13 protein-coding genes are annotated in these 17,609 nt (G+C 42.0%); 10 read left to right on the top strand and 3 right to left on the bottom strand.

The annotated features are described in order from the left end of the window. The first annotated feature begins 160 nt into the window (after nucleotides 1–160). Nucleotides 161–379 (top strand): hypothetical protein, encoded by a 219-nt coding sequence (locus tag V7K27_RS01980; RefSeq protein ID WP_334943796.1) that lies wholly within the window; start codon nucleotides 161–163, stop codon nucleotides 377–379. Nucleotides 380–964: 585 nt separating this feature from the next. On the opposite strand, the gene dxr is transcribed toward V7K27_RS01980, so the two are convergent. After that, entirely contained in the window at nucleotides 965–2,161 is a 1,197-nt protein-coding gene (gene dxr, locus V7K27_RS01975) for a 1-deoxy-D-xylulose-5-phosphate reductoisomerase (protein WP_334943794.1), read from the bottom strand. Between the two features lie 358 nt (nucleotides 2,162–2,519). On the opposite strand from dxr, the gene V7K27_RS01970 reads away from it, so the two are divergent. Both V7K27_RS01970 and V7K27_RS01965 read left to right on the top strand, forming a co-directional pair. Continuing rightward, on the top strand, nucleotides 2,520–2,921 hold the full coding sequence (locus tag V7K27_RS01970; RefSeq protein WP_334943792.1) for a hypothetical protein: 402 nt from the start codon (nucleotides 2,520–2,522) through the stop codon (nucleotides 2,919–2,921). Between the two features lie 634 nt (nucleotides 2,922–3,555). Continuing rightward, on the top strand, nucleotides 3,556–4,863 hold the full coding sequence (locus V7K27_RS01965) for a mannosyltransferase family protein (protein WP_334943790.1): 1,308 nt from the start codon (nucleotides 3,556–3,558) through the stop codon (nucleotides 4,861–4,863). Nucleotides 4,864–5,292: 429 nt separating this feature from the next. Here the strand turns inward: V7K27_RS01965 and V7K27_RS01960 are convergent, their stop codons facing one another. Then, a complete protein-coding gene (locus V7K27_RS01960; RefSeq protein WP_334943789.1) occupies nucleotides 5,293–5,652 on the bottom strand; it encodes a hypothetical protein in 360 nt (119 codons plus the stop codon). Between the two features lie 519 nt (nucleotides 5,653–6,171). On the opposite strand from V7K27_RS01960, the gene V7K27_RS01955 reads away from it, so the two are divergent. Together V7K27_RS01955 and V7K27_RS01950 are read left to right on the top strand one after the other, a co-directional pair. Next, complete coding sequence (locus V7K27_RS01955) at nucleotides 6,172–7,230, top strand: DMT family transporter (RefSeq protein ID WP_334943787.1); 1,059 nt, start codon at nucleotides 6,172–6,174, stop codon at nucleotides 7,228–7,230. Between the two features lie 348 nt (nucleotides 7,231–7,578). Next, nucleotides 7,579–9,510, top strand: a complete 1,932-nt coding sequence (locus V7K27_RS01950; protein WP_334943785.1) for a DMT family transporter — start codon at nucleotides 7,579–7,581, stop codon at nucleotides 9,508–9,510. A gap of 207 nt (nucleotides 9,511–9,717) precedes the next feature. Here the strand turns inward: V7K27_RS01950 and V7K27_RS01945 are convergent, their stop codons facing one another. Beyond that, entirely contained in the window at nucleotides 9,718–11,298 is a 1,581-nt protein-coding gene (locus tag V7K27_RS01945; protein ID WP_334943783.1) for an ArnT family glycosyltransferase, read from the bottom strand. Nucleotides 11,299–11,375: 77 nt separating this feature from the next. Here V7K27_RS01945 and V7K27_RS01940 point away from each other — a divergent pair, with 77 nt between their 5' ends. From V7K27_RS01940 to V7K27_RS01920, 5 genes are all read left to right on the top strand, one after another. After that, complete coding sequence (locus tag V7K27_RS01940) at nucleotides 11,376–12,785, top strand: DUF2079 domain-containing protein (RefSeq protein WP_334943781.1); 1,410 nt, start codon at nucleotides 11,376–11,378, stop codon at nucleotides 12,783–12,785. 153 nt (nucleotides 12,786–12,938) lie between these two features. Beyond that, the gene (locus V7K27_RS01935) at nucleotides 12,939–13,343 is read left to right on the top strand and encodes a VOC family protein (protein WP_334943779.1); all 405 of its coding nucleotides are present in this window, start codon (nucleotides 12,939–12,941) and stop codon (nucleotides 13,341–13,343) included. 304 nt (nucleotides 13,344–13,647) lie between these two features. Next, complete coding sequence (ylqF, locus tag V7K27_RS01930) at nucleotides 13,648–14,529, top strand: ribosome biogenesis GTPase YlqF (RefSeq protein ID WP_334943777.1); 882 nt, start codon at nucleotides 13,648–13,650, stop codon at nucleotides 14,527–14,529. Between the two features lie 368 nt (nucleotides 14,530–14,897). Continuing rightward, the gene (locus V7K27_RS01925; RefSeq protein ID WP_334943776.1) at nucleotides 14,898–15,518 is read left to right on the top strand and encodes a Uma2 family endonuclease; all 621 of its coding nucleotides are present in this window, start codon (nucleotides 14,898–14,900) and stop codon (nucleotides 15,516–15,518) included. A 421-nt stretch (nucleotides 15,519–15,939) separates the two neighbouring features. Then, nucleotides 15,940–17,595, top strand: coding sequence for an adenylate/guanylate cyclase domain-containing protein (locus tag V7K27_RS01920; RefSeq protein WP_334943774.1), 1,656 nt, complete (start codon nucleotides 15,940–15,942; stop codon nucleotides 17,593–17,595). Nucleotides 17,596–17,609 lie beyond the last annotated feature (14 nt).

Below are 17,609 nucleotides of genomic sequence, written 5' to 3'. Positions count from 1 at the left end.
TTAATATCCGCTAGAATGGGGCTTTTTGTGATAATTAGCCTGGGGATATTCTAACTACAAATCAGATAATTATTTATGTGATCTACCGCTTTTTTTGCAAAAGTTTTGTAAAGGTTTTTAATTTTTATTGGTAGATAAATTATAGATATACATAAAATTTATGGCTGATCCGGAAGCCACTGACCGAATTTTAGATTTTAAATTTTGGAAAATGGAATTGAAGATTCAAAATCCGTCTTGGAAAGTTTGCTCAAGTCGGCAGAGCCGCCCACGCAACTTTCCGCAAAATTTAATGCATGTCTCAGAGCAAGCGAATTTAAACGCGAGAAGAAATCTAAAATCCAAACATCGTAAATTACTTGACTTGCCCCTGACTTGATTGCTCTTTTCAATCTAAAATCTAAAATCTAAAATCCAAAATTGTTTGACTATCTTCAATAGAGTTTAATTGTAGTTCGTCGAGTACGTCTTTGCAATTAGGAGAAATGATTTCCATATTAATTGGATTAGAGGCTGGGGATTAGACATTGGGCACTAGGCATCAATTTCTAATCCTCAGTCCAATCTGAACTGAAGGTTTTTATAAGAAGAATTCAGAACTCAGGAGCGGAGCCGGAGACGTTTCCGTTAGAGGGTGTTTGAAAAGTATTTAGTTGTGATTTTAGGCACTTCTAGATCCCCCCTAACCCCCCTTAAAAAGGGGGGAACCGGAATCAAAGTCCCCCAATTTATCGGGGGATTTAGGGGGATCTAGAACGTTTTGCTACCAAGAAGAGGACTTTTCAAACAACCTCTTAGCTCCGGTCAGAATGAGCGTATGAATTCTGTACGAGTGGGTGATCAATATTGGTCAAAACCTCGCCCGAAGTCAAGCGAAAAAAATTAAAATATTCTCGCCTTAAAACTCTATCCCTTTATGGGTAGAGTATTCACAATTGGTGAATTCTGAATTCTGACTCCTGTTTTATCGCAGAGAAATTATCCGCGAGTGAGTTTCTAACTTTTCAGTCGCTGTTAAAACTTCTTGTCTTGCCCATTTATCTGCTGCCAAAATGTCATCTAAAGAGGGATTAGCACGGTTATCGTTTTGATGGCGATCGCACACGGATTCGATACACCGGGGAATATCTAAAAACCGAATTTTTTCTGATAAAAATAAAGCCACAGCTTGCTCATTGGCGGCATTCAACACAGCTGGCATCGAACCACCAGCTTTACCCACAGCATAAGCCAACTGCATACAAGGATACTTCTGGTGATCTGGTTCACGGAAGGTTAAATTTCCCGCTTTGACTAAATCTAGTCGTTCCCAGTTGGTGTAGATGCGATCGGGCCAAGATAGAGCATACAGCAACGGTAAGCGCATATCCGGCCAACCGAGTTGGGCTAAAACTGAAGTATCTTGCAGTTCAATCAGCGAGTGAATAATGCTTTGGGGATGAATGACAATTTCGATATCGTCATAATCCAACCCAAACAAAAAGTGAGCCTCAATTACTTCCAGTCCTTTATTCATCAAAGTAGCAGAATCTACTGTGATTTTCCGCCCCATCGACCAATTAGGATGCTTGAGGGCATCAGCAACGGTGACATCTGCTAACCTTTCTACATCCCAGTCTCGGAAAGCCCCACCAGATGCAGTCAGCAAAATTTTCCGTAAGCCTCCCTTTGGCACACCTTGGAGACATTGAAATATTGCGGAATGTTCGGAATCGGCTGGGAGTAATTTTACACCATGTTTTTCGACTAGGGGTAGAACCACAGGTGCCCCAGCAATCAGGGTTTCTTTGTTCGCTAAGGCAATATCTTTACCAGCTTCAATAGCTGCGATCGTGGGTAGCAAACCCGCACAACCAACGATCCCCGTGACAACGGTTTGAGCATCGCCGTAACGAGCGACTTCTATGACTCCGGCGTCACCTGCGAGTAGAATCGGTTGAGGATCGAGGTCAATGATCGCTTCTTTGAGTGCTGGTAATTTCTCTTCTGAACAAATTGCAGCAATTTGCGGTCGAAACTGCCGAATTTGAGCAGCGAACATTTCGACATTGCGCCCAGCAGCCAATCCCACAATCCGAAACTGATCTGGGTACTGAGTGACAATATCTAAAGTCTGAGTACCAATAGAACCAGTAGAACCAACGAGAGTAATCGCTTTCACAATTGCTTAAGGATTTACAGACAACTCCCACTATAAATTGCTTGGGACTCTTTAATTACAGCAATCACTATAATCGATACATTGACGCAAAGGAGTAGCGTGGGCTTTTCCACATGACGTGAAAAGTCATTCAATTATACAGCCATACAGTCAAAACCTAATTCCTTACTGCGTAAGGATTTTACAGATTCTCCAAAAAACTTTCTATTCTCAGTGCATAAAAACTAAAAATCGTCGTAGAGAATGACAGTACAGAGATAGTGAACTAAAACTTACTTAATTATTTGTGTAGGCATTTAATTAAAAAACGCCATCATCAGACCTTTCCATTAAAGATAACTTCGATTGAGGTAGATCCATGAAATACGCGAATTTGAATTTCTATGAAGAACTAAGTGATCAAACTGCGGAAAAAATGAGCGGAGGTGCTACCTACACATTCAAAAACAGGAATGTCCGTTCAGGGATACAATTCAGTATTCTCGGAGCGTCTGGACAGGTAATACAAGCAGGTACACTACAACCATTCTCATTCTTGTTACCGGGAGATACAGTAACACTAAACATTCCCGAACGAAAAGTAACTGTCTTGTATGATTCTGATTCTTCATATGGCGGAGTCTCTCCGAGGAAAATTGAAACTACTCCTGGAGAAAGCTTTTTTTACAACTTCATTACCATTGCAGGTTCTGAAGTTGTAGCACTATCTACACCAAAAGACGGCATTTCCTTTGATTCACCAAACCTACCTATAGGGTGACAACCAATGAAATAGAATTTATACTTGCCACAAGTGTACTAGGCTGTTGACTCTGTACCCTTTAGCCCACAAGATTTCATGCAAAATCTGTGTTTTTTGTTTTGGCGTAAAAATTTGTGTTGCAGGCGCTTTCATACAAGCAGAAACCAGCATAAATAATTTTTCGGAAAACTCCCGAAAAATAGCCAAAGTCAACAGCCTACCTTAGTACCCCGTAGCGTCTTGTGTGACTGCGGGGTTTTTAATTGGTGGTGTTGTCAGTTATGACAAACGTATCGAGAAAGGACATCATCGCCGGGAAATTTGTGAAGTTTGGACTGTATACACAAGTGTTTATTTTGCACACTGCGTAAGCCCTAAACTATTTCATCGACTTTTAAAACACGCCCTAAAGTTGCTCAATTTATATAACTAGACAAAAGTTGTATTTATAAATACTATATTTTTAATGATAAATTCCGAGAAAATTGGCAAAAGTAACCAAATAGGAAATAATTTCAAGTAGTTGGCGATTTGTCCAGTTTGTTAATTATGTTGGTGGAGGATTTAATATGCAAAAGATTACTCATAAATTGCTGTGTTGCAGCCATAAGTGAAAGGATGCATAAAGGAGTTTGTTGAAACACTCAACCTTATGGTCAAAGTTCAGATACTTATAAAAAAAGTTTTATGGAAAAATGATTTCCTGTTTCCAGCAGCAATATGGCTTGCTAGCCGAATATTCATCTGGACTGCCATGTTGCTGGTTGCGCCAAAACTACCGTTACCAGCAGAAGATTTTTTGCCCCCTTTTGGCTGGGGCGTTTTTGATGCCTGGGATAGTATACATTATCGAGCGATCGCAACTTCTGGCTATGAATTTGTGAATGACGGCAAGCAACATAATCTCGCCTTCTTTCCCTTGTTTCCCTTAAGCATCTGGCTTTTGATGAAGTTGGGCTTACCGTTTGAATTAGCAGGTACGCTAGTCAACAACTTGGCATTTTTCGCAGCGCTTTACTGTTTGTACTTTTGGATTAGAGATAATTATGGCATTAGTGCAGCACATTGGGTTACTGCTGTAGTTTCCTGCTATCCATCGTCCATGTTTACGGGGGTGATTTACACAGAGGGGCTGTATTTATTTTTGAGTACGGCGACTTTGCGGGCGTTTGATCAAAAGCAGTATGGCTGGACTGCCCTTTGGGGCGCGATGGCGACAGCAACACGTCCTACAGGTATGGCACTAATTCCAGCATTAGCGATCGCAGCCTGGAAAGAACGCCGACCACCCATAGCCTATATAGCTGGTTTGACTACCGCTATTGGCGTACTTCTATTCAGTTTGTATTGTGCGATTTATTTTGGCAACCCTTTAGCTTTTATCGAAGCACAACGGGGATGGCGACCAACTCTAGGGTTTGATTGGCAGGGTTGGTTAAATATGCTGATGCAAATTGCAGTTGGCAGAAAAAATTGGCGATATGGCTGGGTTCAAAACTCCTCTGGGGGGATTCAAGACCCCTGGTATCTCTTGTTAGTTGGTGCGATCGTTGCCAGTGGCTCTCTTTTATGGCGTTTTCGTCAACGTTTTAGTTCTGTAAAATTATTCTATGGCTTTTATGCTTTAGTCTTATTTTTGTTGATTCTGGCGAGCGAACAGTGGATCAATAACTTGCTCAACTTGTTCATGGTCTTGGGTGGTGGCTATATGTTGTGGCGCTTACACACGCAACTGACCCCAGTTACAGTTATTTATGGCTTTTGTGGTATTGGTTTGCTACTAGCTTCTGGGGGTACCATCTCCTTGAGCCGTCTGGCCTACGGTATTGTGCCTTTGAATATAGCCATTGGTTTGCTGCTATCTCGCCATCCTCGTCAGGGATATTTGATATTGGGCGCCTTTGTGACATTACTAGCCAAAATAGCTGTAGGATTTGCCCAAGAGCGCTGGGTTGGTTAGGTGAGTTCGATATTTACAGTTTATCGAATAGTCTAAAGAAACCTCACCCTGGTTTTGCGTAGCAAAACCTGTCCCTCTCCTTACTAAGGAGAGGGATGTCTGTCACGACAGGGTGAGGTTTTTCTTTTGTTTTTCTCCCTCTCCTTAACAAGGAGAGGGATGTCCGTCAGGACAGGGTGAGGTTTTTGTTTTGTTTTTCTCCCTCTCCTTAACAAGGAGAGGGATGTCCGTCAGGACAGGGTGAGGTTTTTGTTTTGGGTAATTCGATGACTTGTGTGTACACCGTAGCCGAGTCGGAGAGGGAAGATTTGACGTCGTAAAAGCTCTTAGAGGTCTTTTTATTCAGCTAATTAGGCGATACAGCAATTGTATTGAGATGCCAGTTCTCAAATTTTCAGCGCCCAACTTGAACATTTGATGATTGCTAAGTTACTTCACTTCACTGGGTTCAAACTTAGCCACCTTACCTTTCTTAACGGCGACAATTACATCATAGGTTGAACAGTAAGAGAATGTGACATCGTTGGCTTTGTTGTAAAGGTTAACTACATGACCTGCTCCACCTGGCTGGATACCGATTGGCTCCAAATCCCCAAAAAAGAAACGACGCAGCTGATCGCCACTACCAATTTGACCCTTACTTTTAGTCAGTAATGCTATTTTCTGATTTACAGACAACTCTTGAGCTGATGCCTGAACTAATGCAGGATTGATTACTTTCAATGGTGCTTCCCAAACCGTTAAAAAACCAGCAAAGGCAATAGTTGCGATTAAGGGTGCGAGTTTCATCTGTGGCTCCTATTAAGTATCCCGAACACCCAAACTATCCCACTTGGCACTGAGAACTTATTGAAACTAAGCCATAATTTTGATTAATTTATTCTTTGATAAAATTTAGTTAATTCTCAGCATTTTCTCAGCAACTAATCGGATGTCAAAGCCGCACATTGAAGAAGAATAGAATTCAGAATTCAGAATTCAGAATTCAGAATGCAGAATGGAGAATGGAGAATGGAGAATTCATAATCAATACTTCAGCAAGTCCAGGGTTATTTAGCGTTCGACCGAGCGTCTTTGCACTGAGCAAAGCCGAAGTGTCATGCCGAAATCTGCCACTCGTACAGAATACCTTTCCTGTATTCTGACTCCTGAACGCCAGTTGCTCCACTTTGGGAAACCCCAAGACCGCACTGGCTCCTCCTGAATTCTGTTTAGATAATTTCAGCCTTCTCTCAGCGAAACCTCATTTTTAACTGAATAAGAGCAACTTAGAATAATGAGCAATACCTTCATTGTAATGGTGTTATTGTGACTAGACCCAAAAGGCGACATCGCCCAATCCACAGAATTTCTGGACAAACATATCTCTGGCTAGCAATCCTCATTTTTGGAGCCTCTAGTGCAGTGACTCGCAAGCTCACAGAAATTGGTGCCCAACACTTTATCGGTGGTCGTAATCCGATTTCTTTGTGTAATGTTTTATTTGTGGGAAACCTTTGTGCCTTAATGCTTTTGATCCTAATCTATGGACGACAGTGGAACAAAGCTACTTTAAAACAACTGTCAAGAAAGGATTGGGTTAGTCTAACAGCAGTAGCTATCTTATCAGGAGCGATCGCACCGGGCTTAATTTTCCAAGCACTGGCACTTACCAATGTCAATAATGTCATTTTAGTGGGACGCTTGGAACTACCTCTAACTCTGGCTTTATCAGTTTGGTTGTTAAAAGAACGAGTAAGTCTTTGGGAGTTTATCGGGGCAGTTGTCGCTTTTGTTGGCGTTACTCTAACTATTCTCCTTCAGTCTCCAAGCGAAGCCATGATGAATATGGGAGGTTTACAACTAGGCTTGGGAGAAGTTCTGGTAGCAGTAGGATCTGTGGCTGTAGCTGTTTCCACAATTATTGGCAAAAAATACCTCTCAGAGATCCCTTTAGGGATTTACAGTATCTTTCGTACTGCTTTGGGAACCGTAATCTTTTTCTTTTTGGCTTTAGCGCTTTACGGTAGTGACCATTTTGCTGATGTACTCTCACCGTTTCTGTGGCGGTGGATGTTCCTTTATGGTGGACTGATTGTGGTGGTAGGTCAGTCATTCTGGATTAAAGGCTTGAGAACTTCCACTGTATCTGCGGCTTCCTTGATTGGCTCGTTTACTCCAATTGCGGGTATTGTCGCAGCTTATTTAATTTTGGGTGAGGCTCCCACTTTACCTCAATATATCGGCGGTAGTGTTATTTTAGTTGGCCTCTTTTTGAGTCAACTTGGTAAAATGCAACAGACTTCTGGCAAAGTCGCGTTTTCTGAGGTGGATTCTACTCAAGCAGAACAAGAGGTAGAAACTGGTATGGGATTTAAGGGGATTTGAAAGCACTCAATTTTTCAATGGTAGAACTTACGCACGAGTTACGGAATAACGAACCGCAGAGGCACGGAGGACACGGAGAAATCAGAGTTTGAGAGATATTTTGCGTAAGTCCTAAATGGGATTAGGCGACCTCAGCTGCTTATACTCAGACTATATTTTGGATATTTTTGATAAAGTGTGAAAAGCTTGAATCTTGGTTTTGTAAGGCTTTGAGAATAGGAGTGAGAAATCCGGGTCTTTTTATTAAGAATAATTATGATTATTTTTAAGCGTGAACTCTTGATTTTTGTTGAGTAATTCATTCTTTGGAAGTCCCTTATTGGTAAGAAGTTGAATTTAAATTTCCTAATGAATGTATCCAATCAAACGAAGATAGCCCTTGCTTTATTATTTCTAGGTGTAGGTGCTATATCTTTTGGCTCTATTTTCGTGAGATTGAGCGAAACTGAACTCAGCCCGAATGCCACTGTATTTAATCGCCTTTGGCTTGGTAGTGTGGTCTTTTTGCTCTGGTATGGATACAAGGCGATATGTCAACGACTTTCCTTAGAGAAACCTGTAGAACAGCAGCCGTACACCAGTGAGGATCTGTGGCTATTACTTGGTGGCGGTATTTTTTGGGCTGCTACTTTAGTCTTTTTAGCTTGGTCGCTGACTGAAACTAGCGTCGCAATCTCTAGTGTCTTACATAATCTTGCGCCCATATCTACTAGCTTAGGAGTGTGGCTATTATTTCGTCAGGGTTTTGAGAAGCAATTCCTGATTGGGATGGCGATCGCACTTGGGGGAGCGATCGCCATTGAATTTGAGGAACTGCAAATCGCCACAGAGGAAGGTCAAGGAAGCTTGGCTGCGATCGTTTCGGCAATTTTCTTGAGTGCATACCTACTGATCGTAGAAAAATTACGAACCAAATTTTCTCCGGCCACAATCCAGTTGTGGATCTGTGCGATCGCGGCTCTAGTCATCTTCCCCATACTTTTGTTCACTCAAGATCAGGTTTTCCCCTCTACAGTCAGTGGGTGGCTTTGGGTGATTTCCCTAGCCCTGATCTGTCAAGTTTTAGGTCATGGGCTTTTGACCTATAGCCTTGCCACATTTTCCTCTGTAGTTGTCTCCTTGGTGCATCTGTTAGAGCCAGTATTTAGCGGCATTTTCGCTCTTGTAATATTTTCGGAAAAATTAACTTGCTCAAATTGGTTAGGTTTCGCTCTAGTTTTAATCGGTTTATACTTAGCCGTATCTAGCCAAGGTGCTGTTAATTACCCGTTCCAGGAATCAGTCAAAAGTATAGTTAACACTTTCGTTAAAAGTATGACGATCAAACTGTCATTACTAAAGCAACAATTCTCCGAAACACCAGCTTTCCTGGGAACTGTCTCATTATTTTTTGCCCTAATTCCCCTATCTTTAGCACCATCTCTGGCAAAATTGTGCGAACAAGAAATTGGTGCAAATGCCATCGGATTTCATCGTAGTTGGATCGCCGCAGTCGTCTTTGGGTTGTGGAATGGACTTGAGGCTTTGCGCCGCCAACAATCTGATCATCAACCTATAGAACAGAAGCCTTTTACAAAACAGGACGTGTGGCTATTGTTAGCAATGGGAACTGCTTCAACGATTTCCCTGCTGTTGTGGGCTTGGTCGCTGAGTCAAACTAGCGTTGCTAACGTGGCTTTACTGTCTAATTTGAATCCCTTATTCGTTGCTGCGGCTGGGTATCTGTTATTTGGTCGGCGCTTCGATCATAGATTTATTATTGGTCTGGTTATGGCGCTTTTAGGAGCGATCGCCTTTGAACTTCATAAGATGCAATTTGCGAGTGACCAAATACTTGGTGATGCGCTAGCATTTCTCAGTGGGATTTTTATCGCCACGTATCTGCTGCTGATAGAACGACTGCAAGCCCGATTTACTACCGCAACCATAATGCTCTGGCGCTGTGGAGTAACTACAATATTTCTGTTGCCTGTCCTCCCATTCATTGAAGAGAGATTGTTTCCCTATTCTTGGACAGGTTGGTTTTTGATCATTTTTCAAGCTCTCTTTTGCCAAGTGTTAGGTCAGGGACTTGTAACTTATAGCCTCAGTAGACTCTCGTCAGGAGTTGTCGCCGTTACCCTTCTCCTAAATCCAGTCCTGTCCTCGATTTTTGCTTGGTTCATTTTTTCAGAAGAAGTAAGTTTGTTTGACTGGCTGACTTTTGCCGTAGTTTTAGTGGGTATCTATCTAGCCCAATCTAGTCAATCCACTGTTCAAGTCACGAACGAAGGATCGTAGCACCATGACCGTTTTTGAATTCAAAATTCATGCTGAATTCTGACGACTGATGTCTTTATTCTGTTTTGATAAATTAATTACAGCGGAAATCATCTATTTGAACCACATCTGTCGTAGGGGCACAGCAATGCTGTGCCCCTACTGCGTGGTCTATTTACCTGAAAATAGCTGTAAGGTGAAAAAAGTAATATTTCCCACATCTTTAACTTATGGTGAAATCAGTGTAAATCCTTTAGCTGTTCCGATAATTTTACTCCCAGTTAAATTGATTTGCTGTAAAGCCACATTGTCTAATAGTAAATAAGATTTATTAGATAACATTTGTTGTAAAACTGGCACAGTTGCGGCAGTTACCTTGCGATCGCTATAAAAGTCTAAACTAGGACGCCCATAAGCAAAAGAAGTATAAATTTGGGTTCCTGGTGAAACATTTGCCCGAATTAAGTCCGCTACTGGTTTAACTGGGAAAGCTTCCTTTAATTCCCAAATCCATGATTGCGAACTCATTAACAGTGCTAAAACTAAGTACATCCCAGAAAATAACACTGGAATAAAGTTGCGATCGCGCTGTTTAACTAGCCATGCTGTGGTGGCCATACTTATTGCCAAAACAATGCTCATGACTATTAAAATAGGCTCTTTATTGGCAATAATAAAGTAAACACAACCTCCTAAACCAGCAATAGCAATAATAGCCAGAAATATTGTCCAACTCCGCACCCTAAAATGACCATATTGCCAAATTTCGCTAAGTTTAGCACCAATTGCCAAAGCTAAAAATGGATATACAGGCATAACATACCACGGGAGTTTAGTTTTCATTAAAGAGATAGTTACTAAGTAAACAATTGTCCCAATAAGAATTAGGCGACCCCAGGTAGTATGACGTTTTTTCCCAGCTAGAAAAAAACCTCCTGGTAAAAATAATAGCCAAGGAGAACTATATTTAATTAACTCAATTAAATAGTACCAGGGAAGCCCACTATGACCTTCAACAGATTGTGTAAGGCGCTCAAAGGTTTGTGCTTGAAAATTCACTTGGAAGAAATTACTGCCATAATGTTGCCATTGAGCAGCAAACCAAGCGATCGCAGGTGCATTTCCGAAAAACATTCCCACTAATAAATAAGGGCTTGTTAACAAAGCAAACTGCCGATCTGCAATCAGGAATAAACAAGCGATCGCTCCTAGCGGCAAAACTATCATCCCTTTAGTTAGAGTGATTAACCCTAGACAAAATCCCACACCTAGAGCATACCGACGATTCTGACGTGCTTTTAGCAAACAAAACAACAACAGCAAGAAAAAGGTAATAGTTGTACCATCTAGCATTGCTAGCCGTCCGTGACGCACCACAGGCAACATCGTCAGGTAAACTAAAGCGGCAAACAAAGCTGGTAAACTTTGGTTAAAAAGCAAACATCCCACCAAGTAAAGTAAAGGCACTCCCAAAGCAGTTAACACTGCACCCGGTAAACGTGTTGTCAACTCATTCACGCCTCCGATGGAGTAAGTCCAAGCTATTAGCAAGTGCATCAGGGGTGGCTTATTATGATAAGGTTCACCTCCCAAGGTGGGATAAAGCCAATGCATTGAACCAAGCGGGGCACGCCAAATTTCACGGGCAACCTGTGCCACAATAGCTTCATCCCAATCTCGTAAAGGGGAGTTTCCCAAAAATATCAGCCATAGAACTAGAGATATTACCAGTAGGCTAAATAACCATTCTTTTTCTCGGAATATGACCGTTCTTTTTGTGAATAGTTTTACAATATTTGGGCGGTACATTTAGGGCTGATTATGGTAGTGAATAATATTGCTAATTATGTCTCTAAAATACTCACGATGGATACTTTTTTGATAGGATGACGAAAAAACTGAATCAGCATGGTTATCTTGGTTTGATAATTGGCGTGAGTGCCTTAATTTTGTTTGGGTGCAGCAGCTTACGACACGAGTTATTTCAATCAACCGCTTGTGACTTAGGAATTTTTGACCAGGCGGTCTATTTAATTAGTCAAGGGCAACCGCCTATTAGTTCTTTCATGGGTTTTCATATTCTCGGCGATCATGCTGCTTGGATATTCTATCCTTTGGCTTTATTGTATAAAATATACCCCAGTGTTTACTGGTTATTTGCTGTGCAGGCAGCTGCTTTGGCATTAGGCGCTTTGCCGACTTGGTATCTAGCCCGTCAAGCTGGACTAAAGGAAAAGCAAGCAATAGCGATCGCATTTGTGTATCTCTTGTATCCGTTGGTGTTTAACGCCAATTTATTTGATTTTCACCCGGAAGTGATAGCTTTACCACTACTATTGACGGCGGTTTTAGCAGCACGGTTAGGTCAGGTAGGGTGGTTTTGTTTAAGTATTTTCCTCGTTTTGGGATGTAAGGAGGTATTGTCGCTCACCGTTGTTGGAATGGGAGTTTGGTTACTTTTGTTTGAAAAGCGGCTTTTATATGGTGCGATCGCTCTTTGTGCTGGTGTCGCCTGGTTTCTGATTGCTACTCAGGTAATTATTCCTTTTTTCAACAGTGCAGAAGCAACAGCAATGGTACGTTACAGCTATTTAGGTAATTCAGTTCTAGACATTGCAAAAAATATAGTGTTTCAGCCAGGACTTATTTTAGGAAAGCTTTTTTCACTGGATAACTTGGGATATTTGGTTCTGCTGCTAGCACCTGTGATTTGGGGGCTTTCCCCACAAGGAATAAAACCTTTGGTAGGAGCTATTCCTTGTTTAGCGCTCAACATTCTAGCTGATTACCAACCTCAAAAAGACTTGATATATCAGTACTCTATTCCAGCACTACCATTCCTGTTGTTGGCTGTAATATCTAGTCTCGCCGCAGGTAGAGGATGGCTACAAAATAAAAGAGCGATTATCCTGTGGTCATTGGTGGCGTTTTTGAGTCTGGCAAAATTTACATATTTTGGGGGCAGATACTTAGAATCTATAGATACTTGGCAAGCTACAAAACAAGCGATCGCCCAGATTCAAACTAAAGGAAGTGTTTACACCACAGCAGAAATTTCTCCGCATTTAAGCAATCGAAAATTAGTTATGTTTACAAATGCCGATTCCCCACCTGCTGATTTAAATGCTTTTAATTATGTATTGCTGAATGTCCGTCATCCTCGCAGGTCAAGTAATCAGAAGTTTGCTGCTAGCTTGGTAAATCAACTGAAAAATAATCAAGAATTTCAGTTGAAATATCAGCGTGATGATGTGTATTTATTTGTCAAAGTTGCCCGATCAGCTGTTTTGGGATAATTTTTTCGCACATTTTGTAACTTTTTCTCGTTCCAGTTCAGCTAGAAGACGAGAAGGGATATCTACGACGGGCTGTTCGGTGACGCATTTTGTTCTTCTTCTGACAACTTCTCAAGTTCTGCGATAACGCAGTTCAAAGGGCGATAGGTAAATATGGTTTTCCAGTACACTAATGCATTTGTCACCATAGCATCGATCAGTTACGAAAAGTTAGTGAATTTCTATAGTAAATTGCTGGAGCAAAAGCCAGTTATTTTAATTCCAAATGTCTATGCTGAGTTTAATTTAGTTAGTATGCGATTAGGTATTTTTAAACCAAAGAACACAAACGAATCTGAATTTGAAGCGATATCTAACGACAAGCCCCTTTGTGTCTACACCAAAAGTAAGATAAGTTTGTGTTTAGAGGTGAGTAACTTAGAAGATGCGATCGCTCATCTAACTGCTTTGGGCTATCCCCCGTCAGGAAACATTTCCATTGCTGACCACGGCAGAGAAATTTATGCCTATGACCCTGATGGCAACCGCCTGATTTTACATCAAGGCAAAGAGAGTTAGGAGTTTGGAGTTTGGAGTTTGGAGTTTGGAGTTTGGAGTTTGGAGTTTGGAGTTTGGAGTTTGGAGCTAGCGCGATGTGCGACTTATTCTTGGAACCCCGCTTCCATTCCTCTCCCCGAAGGGTCGAGAGGCTTTGATTTTTGCTCCCCAACGCTAGTAGGGAAGGGGTTGGGGGTTAGGTTTGAGAGAAAGTCGCAGATGGCGTGAGTTATTATTCTCCCACTCCCCACTCCCCACTCCCCACTCCCCACTCCCCACTCACTTTTATTGGCGATAATAAGTAATTGGTATTTAATAATAAACTATGTCCATAACTCAAAATTATAGATTAAACCTGATTCAATGGTATCCAGGTCACATTGCGAAAGCTGAAAGGAAGCTCAAAGAACAGCTGAAGCGCGTAGATGTGGTGTTTGAGGTACGAGACGCCCGGATTCCCTTAGCGACTCACCATCCCCAAATCGGGGAGTGGGTAGAGGGTAAGACACGGGTGTTGATACTTAACCGAGTAGATATGATTACGCCGCAAATGCGATCGCTGTGGATAGATTGGTTTAAACGTCAAGGAGAAGTCCCTTATTTTACCAACGCTCAACATGGTAAAGGTATAGCAGAAGTGGCGCGGGCAGCGCAAGCCGCCGGGGTAGAACTAAATCAAAGAAGAAGCGATCGCGGGATGTTACCCCGTCCAGTGCGGGCTGTGGTGATTGGTTTTCCCAATGTCGGTAAATCAGCTTTGATTAACCGTCTGTTGGGACGGCGAGTAGTGGAAAGTGCAGCCCGTCCTGGGGTAACTCGCCAACTACGTTGGGTACGAATTTCCGAACATTTGGAATTGCTAGATGCTCCTGGTGTCATCCCTCTAAGATTGGAAGACCAAGACGCAGCCTTGAAATTAGCTATTTGTGATGATATCGGCGAAGCATCTTACGATAATCAGCTAGTAGCAGCAGCCCTAGTGGATTTACTCAACTATTTGGAAGCTGTAGCTACAGATTTGTTACCGAAAAAACCATTACAGTCCCGCTACCAACTCGATTCGATATCAGACACCGGAGATATCTATTTGCACGCCTTAGCGGAGCATCGTTACAAAGGTGATATAGAGCGAGCTGCAAGGCAACTTTTAACAGATTTTCGCAAGGGTTTGTTGGGTGAACTTAGTTTGGAATTACCGCCCAATTAAATCAGGGTGACACAATGCAAGGATTTTACATTGAAAAGAGCAATCTCAGGTAGACAATTTATAAGAAGAATTCAGAACTCAGGAGCGGAGCCGGAGACGCTCCGCCTCCGGTCAGAATGAGCGTATGAATTCTGTACGAGTGGGTGATGAATATTAGTTAAAACCTCGCCCCTGGCGATGCCCTGAGCGTGCCCGAAGGGTGGGCGAAAAAAATTAAAATATTCTCACCTTAAAACTCTATCCCTGTCTTACAAAGTTCAGAATCTCCTACGGAGACGCTACGCGAACGGCGGAAGCCGCCGCTCCGACTTTGGGCTTTATGGGTAGTGTATTCTGAATTCTGAATTCTGTATTCTGACTCCTGCTTTATGACTCAAGCCATACCCAAACTAGTAACCTTTGAAGATTTTGCAGCGTGGCGACCCGAAGGTGGAAGATATGAATTACATGAAGGCGTGATTGTTGAAATGGCACAACCAACGGGAGAGCATGAAGACGTTGTTGGTTTTATAGCAAGAAAACTAACAGTAGAATTTGACCGATTAAATTTACCTTATACAATCCCCAAAACTGCGCTCATTAAACCAACTAAGTCGGAATCTGGTTATTCCCCAGATGTGCTATTACTCAATCGCCCTAATTTAGTGAATGAGCCGCTATGGAAAAAAGAATCAACTGTAAGCCTTGCAGAGTCAATCCCCTTAGTAGTGGAAGTAGTTAGTACCAACTGGGATGATGATTACTACACAAAACTGGGTAAGTATGAGGGTATTGGAATTCCTGAATATTGGGTTGTAGATTATCTCGGTCTAGGCGCTAAAAAGTTCACTGGCAACCCCAAACAGCCTACTATATCTATTTATCAATTAATCGATGGTGAATACGAAGTTACTCAATTTAGAGGTAGCGAGCGCATCCTCTCACCTACTTTCATCGAATTGAATTTAACCGCCGAACAGATTTTTCAGGCTGGTGGATACCCCAGATAGTGGCATGAAGAATCACAACTCAATAAACCTCTTGCGAAAATACTTGAACCGCCAGGGACTCAAGTCCTTCTCTTATAGCAAAAGTCCGTTGAAACGGACTGAAACTACTGTTATTAGTCGGTTTAAACCGACTAGAGCTATAAGAAAAGAAAATTTATTTTCGGGTGGATGTTCGACTTTTGCAAGAGGTCTAATAAATTGACAAAGGATTTTAGCGTCTCCCCTTGGGAAAAGACCGCGCGGCTTCACCAAAATCCAAAATTTAAAATCTAAAATTACGTGAAAAAATGTAATATTTGTCGCATATAGTTGTCGGAATGCAGTTAACAGTGTCATAAAGACAAGGTGAAGGTTAACCTGTAGGGTATAACTTAACTTAGAGTTGCCTGCACCTATAGCTTCGATGGATCGGATCACACTCATGACTGAACTGACGCTACGCCTACAAGAGGGAGATACCGAGAGAACGATCGCAATTGACCAAAATGTATTTACAATTGGTCGTTTGCCGGAATGTAACTTGTACTTACCTTTTACTGGAGTATCCCGCAACCATGCTCGTCTGGTGAAAACGGCTGACGGTGTGTGGACTATTGAGGATATGGGCAGCAAAAACGGCACGCAAGTTAATAAATATCTTGTTAACGGTGCCCAAGAGTTACATCACGGTGATGTACTTTGGCTGGGCAATGTTAGCCTGGTAGTGCTGCTCACAAGCCCTGTTTCACAATCCACACCTGAGTATCTTGGAACTTCGGACATTAATGAGCAAAGAACAATCCTTCACAATGTCGAACAATTGCAAAAGCAATGGATCGCAGCTGATAGCAAAGATGGCGACATCAATAATAATAAGGACAAAACCATTGCTCGTCTCAAAGATTTAGTAGACATAGCCAAAAATCTCTGTGCGGCGGCGTCTATAGAAGAGATTTTTTCTCAGGTGCAGCAAGTCGTTTTTCGTTACCTTGATAGTATTGAACGTTTGGCATTATTAATTGATGTCAATGGTTCCGGCCAGTTAGAGTTAGTGAATGCTGCCACTAGAAATGTTTCTGAGCAGAAACATCTCCCCTCTGATGGGAGTTGGATTAGTCGTAGCATCTGTCAAAAGGTATTTGACGAAAAAGTTGTGATTCAAACTGCTGATACTCATCAAGATGAACGGTTTGCTAGTGAACAAAGTATTTTGGTCAAAGGCATTCGCAGCGCGATGGCGGTGCCTTTATGGGATGAAAATAAAGTTGTGGGCGTATTGTATGCCGATGCCAATCTTTCTTCTTACCATTGGGCAAATGAAGGCGAGGAAGAACTCAGCTTTTTTTCAGCTTTAGCAAACCTTGTAGCTTCTAGTGTGCAGCGTTGGCTACTGGTAGAGAAACTCAAAACTGAAGAGATGATTCGTCACCGACTAGAACGTTATCATTCTCCAGCAGTCGTACAGCAGTTGATATCTGTAGGCGGATTACCGGGTGGTCGTTTAGCTCCCGCCGAGAGCGAAATCAGTATTTTGTTTGCGGATTTGGTTGGCTTTACGGCAATTTCTGAACGGTTAACACCAACTGCGATCGCTCAACTATTAAATAATTTATTTGAAGAAATGCTAAAAGAAGTGTTTGGTTACGGCGGCACTTTAGATAAGTATATTGGCGATTGTATTATGGCATTTTTTGGCGCTCCAGAACCGCAAGCAGATCACCCCGATCGCGCTGTTAGTGCTGCCAAGGGAATGCTCTATCGTCTCGAACATCTTAATGCCAATGATTTTTGGCAAGAACCTCTACAATTACGTATTGCAATTAATAGCGGTAAGGCTGTTGTGGGAGATGTCGGTAGTTCCCAAAGGGTAGATTATACGGCATTAGGTGCGACGATTAATCTTGCAGCTCGCATGGAAGCAGTTTGTCCCCCTGGTGAATGTGTGATTAGTGAAGTCACCCATCAAATGCTTTCACACCCCTCCGACTTCGAGGAAATGGGAGATTATCGTTTCAAAGGTATTGAGCGATTAGTTAAGGTTTATAAGACACAATTGCACCAAATGCCAACAATTATTAATCCATTTATTAGTATTTAGTCATTGGTCATTAG

Source organism: Nostoc sp. (assembly GCF_036919575.1).
In the GTDB taxonomy this organism is placed as follows: domain Bacteria; phylum Cyanobacteriota; class Cyanobacteriia; order Cyanobacteriales; family Nostocaceae; genus Nostoc.
The sequence above is the reverse complement of the archived record's forward strand: the minus strand, read 5'-3'. Positions and strand labels throughout refer to the sequence as shown.

What these genes read in the sequence shown, in the direction of transcription:
- ylqF (WP_334943777.1), top strand. Translation starts at nt 13,648, where the DNA reads ATGTCCATAACTCAAAATTATAGATTAAACCTGATTCAATGGTATCCA.
- V7K27_RS01960 (WP_334943789.1), bottom strand. Translation starts at nt 5,652, where the DNA reads ATGAAACTCGCACCCTTAATCGCAACTATTGCCTTTGCTGGTTTTTTA.
- V7K27_RS01965 (WP_334943790.1), top strand. Translation starts at nt 3,556, where the DNA reads ATGGTCAAAGTTCAGATACTTATAAAAAAAGTTTTATGGAAAAATGAT.
- V7K27_RS01925 (WP_334943776.1), top strand. Translation starts at nt 14,898, where the DNA reads ATGACTCAAGCCATACCCAAACTAGTAACCTTTGAAGATTTTGCAGCG.
- V7K27_RS01945 (WP_334943783.1), bottom strand. Translation starts at nt 11,298, where the DNA reads ATGTACCGCCCAAATATTGTAAAACTATTCACAAAAAGAACGGTCATA.
- V7K27_RS01970 (WP_334943792.1), top strand. Translation starts at nt 2,520, where the DNA reads ATGAAATACGCGAATTTGAATTTCTATGAAGAACTAAGTGATCAAACT.
- V7K27_RS01940 (WP_334943781.1), top strand. Translation starts at nt 11,376, where the DNA reads ATGACGAAAAAACTGAATCAGCATGGTTATCTTGGTTTGATAATTGGC.
- V7K27_RS01980 (WP_334943796.1), top strand. Translation starts at nt 161, where the DNA reads ATGGCTGATCCGGAAGCCACTGACCGAATTTTAGATTTTAAATTTTGG.
- V7K27_RS01935 (WP_334943779.1), top strand. Translation starts at nt 12,939, where the DNA reads ATGGTTTTCCAGTACACTAATGCATTTGTCACCATAGCATCGATCAGT.
- V7K27_RS01920 (WP_334943774.1), top strand. Translation starts at nt 15,940, where the DNA reads ATGACTGAACTGACGCTACGCCTACAAGAGGGAGATACCGAGAGAACG.
- V7K27_RS01950 (WP_334943785.1), top strand. Translation starts at nt 7,579, where the DNA reads ATGAATGTATCCAATCAAACGAAGATAGCCCTTGCTTTATTATTTCTA.